General features: G+C 36.1%; 4 protein-coding genes. 3 read left to right on the forward strand and 1 reads right to left on the reverse strand.

Annotated elements, in window-relative coordinates; all coding sequences use genetic code 11:
- Positions 1–768 precede the first annotated feature (768 nt).
- Positions 769–1,341 carry a DUF3727 domain-containing protein gene (locus tag AC3DU7_RS24490; RefSeq protein WP_488041906.1) on the forward strand — a complete coding sequence of 191 codons (573 nt, stop codon included), beginning with the start codon at positions 769–771 and terminating at the stop codon, positions 1,339–1,341.
- An 83-nt stretch (positions 1,342–1,424) separates the two neighbouring features.
- On the opposite strand, the gene AC3DU7_RS24495 is transcribed toward AC3DU7_RS24490, so the two are convergent.
- On the reverse strand, positions 1,425–2,639 hold the full coding sequence (locus AC3DU7_RS24495; protein ID WP_488041909.1) for an RNA-guided endonuclease InsQ/TnpB family protein: 1,215 nt from the start codon (positions 2,637–2,639) through the stop codon (positions 1,425–1,427).
- A gap of 187 nt (positions 2,640–2,826) precedes the next feature.
- Between AC3DU7_RS24495 and mltG the strand changes: the two genes are divergently transcribed.
- Both mltG and AC3DU7_RS24505 read left to right on the forward strand, forming a co-directional pair.
- On the forward strand, positions 2,827–3,915 hold the full coding sequence (gene mltG / locus AC3DU7_RS24500) for an endolytic transglycosylase MltG (protein ID WP_488041907.1): 1,089 nt from the start codon (positions 2,827–2,829) through the stop codon (positions 3,913–3,915).
- A gap of 394 nt (positions 3,916–4,309) precedes the next feature.
- Positions 4,310–4,858 (forward strand): YqeG family HAD IIIA-type phosphatase, encoded by a 549-nt coding sequence (locus tag AC3DU7_RS24505; RefSeq protein WP_488041908.1) that lies wholly within the window; start codon positions 4,310–4,312, stop codon positions 4,856–4,858.
- The last annotated feature ends 318 nt before the right edge of the window (positions 4,859–5,176 follow it).

Raw genomic sequence — 5,176 nt, forward strand, 5'->3', positions numbered from 1 at the left:
GGAATTGAATATAAGGAAATATTATTTCTTCTCTTGGTTGATTGGATATGGCGTTTGCTACCGCAAAGCTTTCCTAACGGAAAGCGTCCCGGAGGGAACGGGGACCTCGCCATCCCACCCTACGGGAAGCTCCGAAGAGCGACCGCTGTCTTGGTCGATTGGATATGGCGAGGGGACCTCGCCATCCCACCCTACGGGAAGCTGCGCTTTTCGCGCCAGCGTTGCAAAGCAAACGACCGCTTTTTATCCCCTTAAAAGGGGAGGCTTTAAACCATAATTATTTAATTATTAATTATTAATTATTCGGTAAAAATCAAAAATAAAATCAATTATTATCCATAAGTTATCAATTGTTATTCTCTGTTTCCTATTAACTGTTTCCTCATGAATAAGATTGCCTATTTAATATATTGAAAAATAGCCAATAAATACTAAGTATAAAAACAGAGTTATAATCAGATTAGTAAAACTTGGCTACGATCAACTATCAATCAAGTATAACTCTGAGAAATTATAGAATTGTTAATTATCTCGAAAAGAAGCTATGATATTTTAGAATCTAATAGGAAAACTGTTGAGTATTGAAATACATACTACCTACAGTTAACTATTATGAAAGTATACGGTAATTATCTAGTAGGATCTAAAAATCTACTTAATGCTCATCAATAAAAACTCAACCTCTTAGACCTTGTTTGAAGCTTGATGAACAGAATTTACCTATACTTAAGGCACTACTAAAGTGAAAAAATCATCCAAATACCCAAAATGTTTTCATCCCCAGAATCACAAGAAAATGGACAATTTCCAGAAACTTATGTCACTTTAACTGATGAGGCAGAGCGATCGCTATGTTGTACTGTAGAGTATTCTCTGGAGTTAGATAGCCAAGAATATGTAATGTTACTACCAATAGACTTACCTGTAGAAATTTTTACTTGGGCAGAAGGAGATGTAGACCAAGCAAGTATTCCTGTGGGTGATGAAGTAGAGATAGATCGAATTTTTGATACTGCCAAAGTTGTACTTGAAGAACACAACCTTACTCTTCAAAGAACAGCTATAACCTTAACTGTTACTGGGGAGTTACCAGAATGGGATGAAGATGAACTAGATGAAGTAAATGAAAATGATGAAGAAGGTGAATATTACGAAGAGTTGGCCACTTTTTTATATAAAGACCAGAAATACGCAATATATACACCATTAGATCCATTTTTAATTCCAGCTCGTAAAAGTGATGATGGAAAACTAGAATTGCTTTCAGAAGAAGAGTTTCAGCAAATTCAGCCAATGGTTCAATCAATGTTAGAAGATCAACTTTTCAATGATATGGAATAGACTATTTAGAATTTTAAGGAAATCAGGACGATCTAGTCAAGGATTTAGACCTACAATTATGCTCTAGATTGACACTCCCCACTCTAAAGAGATGGGGATTCTTGGCTCAATGACTCACCATCACCTAGCAGGATATCTCCAACTAAGCCAGAGGGCGTGTCTCCCCAAGCGTAAGTTCCGGTGTGCCCCACCGTACATAGTGCTTTTTGTAGGATGTTTCTTGCCGCATTTACATCTCTATCTGCTTCATACCCACAGTGAGGACAAACATGGGTTCTTACAGACAGAGACTTTTTGACAACTTCCCCACAGTTAGAACAATTCTGACTTGTATAGTTAGGTGGTACTGCTACTGTAGCCTTGCCATACTTAAAACCAAAATATTCTAGCCAAAGTCGAAAAGTTGACCAACCAACATCATTGATTGATTTAGCTAGCCTTCGATTTCTTACCATACCTTTTACATTCAAATCTTCATAGGCTATCAAATCGTTAGATTGAACTACGCAATATGCTACTCTCTTAGCGTATTCTTTACGTTGCCTACTTACTCTCAAATGTTTCCGCGCATATCTATTTCTAGCTTTGTGGTAGTTCTTTGACTGCGGTTTTGCGCCTTTGTTGTACTTTTGAGATTTCTGCCTATTAGCTCGGTTTAACTGCTTTTCAGACTTTCTGTAAAACTGAGGGTTTTCTATAGTGTTGCCATTACTATCAGCCAAGAAATATTTAATTCCTACATCTAAACCTACTGCTTTTCCTGTTGTTTGAGACTCAGTTTTTAAATCTATTTGAATAGCAAATTGAGCATAATAACCATCTGCACGTTTAACTAACCTTACTCGTTTTATTTGGTTCAATTGATAGTAATTTAAATCGTAAGTACCTTTTAATTTCAAAGTACCTATATCTTTCTTGTCTGAAAAAGTAATTGCTTTTGTATTCTCTGACAGTTTCCAACCAGAAGTTTTATATTCTACAGAGCGACAATGCTTTTTAAATTTTGGATAACCTTTTTTACCCTTAACTTTTTTCTTACAGTTGTCGTAAAATCTAGATATGGCAGACCAAGCTCTTTCTGCAGCCGATTGTCGAGCCATTGAGTTGAGTTCTGAGGCAAATTCAAACTCTTGAGCCAATACTTTGCAATATTTATTTAGGTCGTATTTACTCGCACCTTTATTATCCATCCAATATCTTAAACACTTGTTTTGAATGAATTGAGATGTCTTAATGGCCTCATTTATTGCTTGATACTGCTCAGGTTTAGCTTTGACTTTGAACTCGTAAATTATCATTTTGGCTCGACCTACCTTTTGTATTTGTGGTATACATAATAGCATAATTAACCTACGAAAAGGTCTTGAGAAAATCAGATATTTTCTACAAGCGACTTCAGTCGCCCGGAGAGCTTTTCATCCATGGGCTAAAGCGACATGGTTTTCAAGAAGAGCGAATTCGTCCGATAAAATTTTAACTAATCAAATGAAAAATAGTATTAAACTAATTTCCAATCGTGCCCTATTCTATTTGGCCATCTTACCTGTAAGCTGTGGTATTTTTGCTTGGCAGGGATGGGCCTGGTGGAGTTGGGTTAGTGGCCCTCTAGTGACAAACACATCATCTACTCAGTCTGCAGAAGAGAATGCTATAACAATTAAAATTCCAGTTGGAACTTATGGTCAACAAATAGGTGAAGATTTGGAAGCTGCTGGTATTATTCGTTCTGCAACAGCTTGGAATTTCTGGGTAAAATGGTTGGGAATGCAAAATTCTGATTTAGAGTTTCAAGCAGGAACTTATAATTTATCGCCTACAGAACCTCTCAGCGCGATTGCAGATAAGATTCTAGACGGAGATGTAGTTAAACTCAGCTACACCATTCGTGAAGGATGGTCAATTCAACAAATGGCTGAATATTTAGAAGCTCAAGGATTTTTTCCTGCTGCTGATTTTATTGCTGCTACTAAAAATATTCCTGACGATAGATTTCCATGGTTACCAAGTAATATTCCTCACTTAGAGGGTTATTTATTCCCAGATACTTATAAGATAGAAGCGGAACAAAACACTGCCGAAGGTGTTGTTAATCAAATGTTAGGGCAGTTTGAAAAAATAGCATTGCCTGTATATCAGAAAAATCAGGATAATGCCGAAAATTTGAATCTCCATGAGTGGGTGACATTGGCGAGTATTGTAGAAAAGGAATCTGTAGTTGCTGAGGAGCGAGGTGTAATTTCTGGTGTATTTAATAATCGTTTGAAGAAAGGTATGAGGTTAGCAGCAGATCCAACAGTGGAATATGGCCTTGGTATTCGTCAAACAAAAGAGAAACCTCTTACCTATCGTCAGGTTGAAACTCCTTCTCCTTATAATACTTATCTGAATATTGGTTTACCACCAACAGCAATTGCTAGTCCTGGTTTAGCAAGTTTAGAAGCAACTCTTAATCCAGATGATACTGAATATTTATATTTTATGGCCAGGTATGATGGTACTCATATTTTCAGTCGTACTGCTGCAGAACATGAGGCTGCTATTGCAGAAGTAGAAAGAATGTTATCATCTCAGTAACTAGTGTCGCTACGCGGGAGTTAGAGCTGATTTATAAAGTAAATATTAAGAAGATAAATACCTTACAGTGTAAGGGTTCGAGTCTATCTAAGCCCCCAGGGCATAATTTTCGACAAACCCCTGATATCAAAGGGTTTCAGCTCAGTTTACAAATCAGCTCTTAAAAGTATTGATTTGTAATTGTTTTAGGATTTTGTAACTATATTATTTCCGCCACCATGCACTAGTAGTTTTTTTTGTTTTTTTTGATGAGTAAGAAGTTAAAATTAGTGGCTTATTAAGAAATAAATTTAACTTTAATGTATTTTATTTATACTGCGCTAATATTTAACTTTTAACTTATTCATTTAAAATTATCGTTATTGTAATTAAGTATAAATATAAATTTAATTTTATGTCTTGGGGTAAACTTTTACAGCCAGATTTAGTTTTGGGAAACTCAATTTTAAGTCTAACATCGGGAATTATTCAAAAAAATCAAATTAAAGGGTTAGTTTTAGATGTAGATGAAACTCTTGTACCAATTCGTGACAGTGATACTTCTCCGGAATTGAGTGAATGGATAGAAGAAATTAGAACTATCACAAGTTTATGGTTAGTAAGTAATAATTTGAGCCAATATAGAATAAGTCGCATCGCCGAGTCTCTTAATATACCTTATATTGCTGGAGCTGGTAAACCTTCGCGTCGTAAATTAAAAAAAGCTGTTGATGCGATGAATTTACCAGTAGAGCAAGTTGCAATGGTAGGCGATCGCTTATTTACTGATGTCTTAGCAGGAAATCGTTTAGGAATGTTTACTATTCTTGTTGAACCTATATCTAATATAGATTCAGATATTCCTAATTATGGGTTTCGCTCTTTTGAAATCTGGTTTTCTCAACTTTTAGGAGCATCTTTAAGTATGGATGCCTACCGTTTAATGCCTGGTAACAAGAAATAATTGTGTAATAATTAGGGCTTGCGCTCAAAAGTCTGATGGGTGAGGGTAGGGAGTAGGGAGTAGGGAGTAGGCAGTAGGCAGTAGTTAAGAGAAGCGGATGAACGGGGAGTTGTAGAAGAGGTAGTCATTCATCATTACCCCTGAGTTTTTCTCTCATCATTACCCCAAATCCTTACTTTTTCCCCTCTATCCAACTAAAAGCTCGTACTTTTTCAGTTCCTAAAATTCTTCAAACCCACATCTGTTAATGCGCGCGATATTTAATCAGCAAGCCCTAATTAATTATTTAATTTTGGATTTGGGGCTTTTTTGCATAAA

Source organism: Okeania sp., assembly GCF_983059655.1.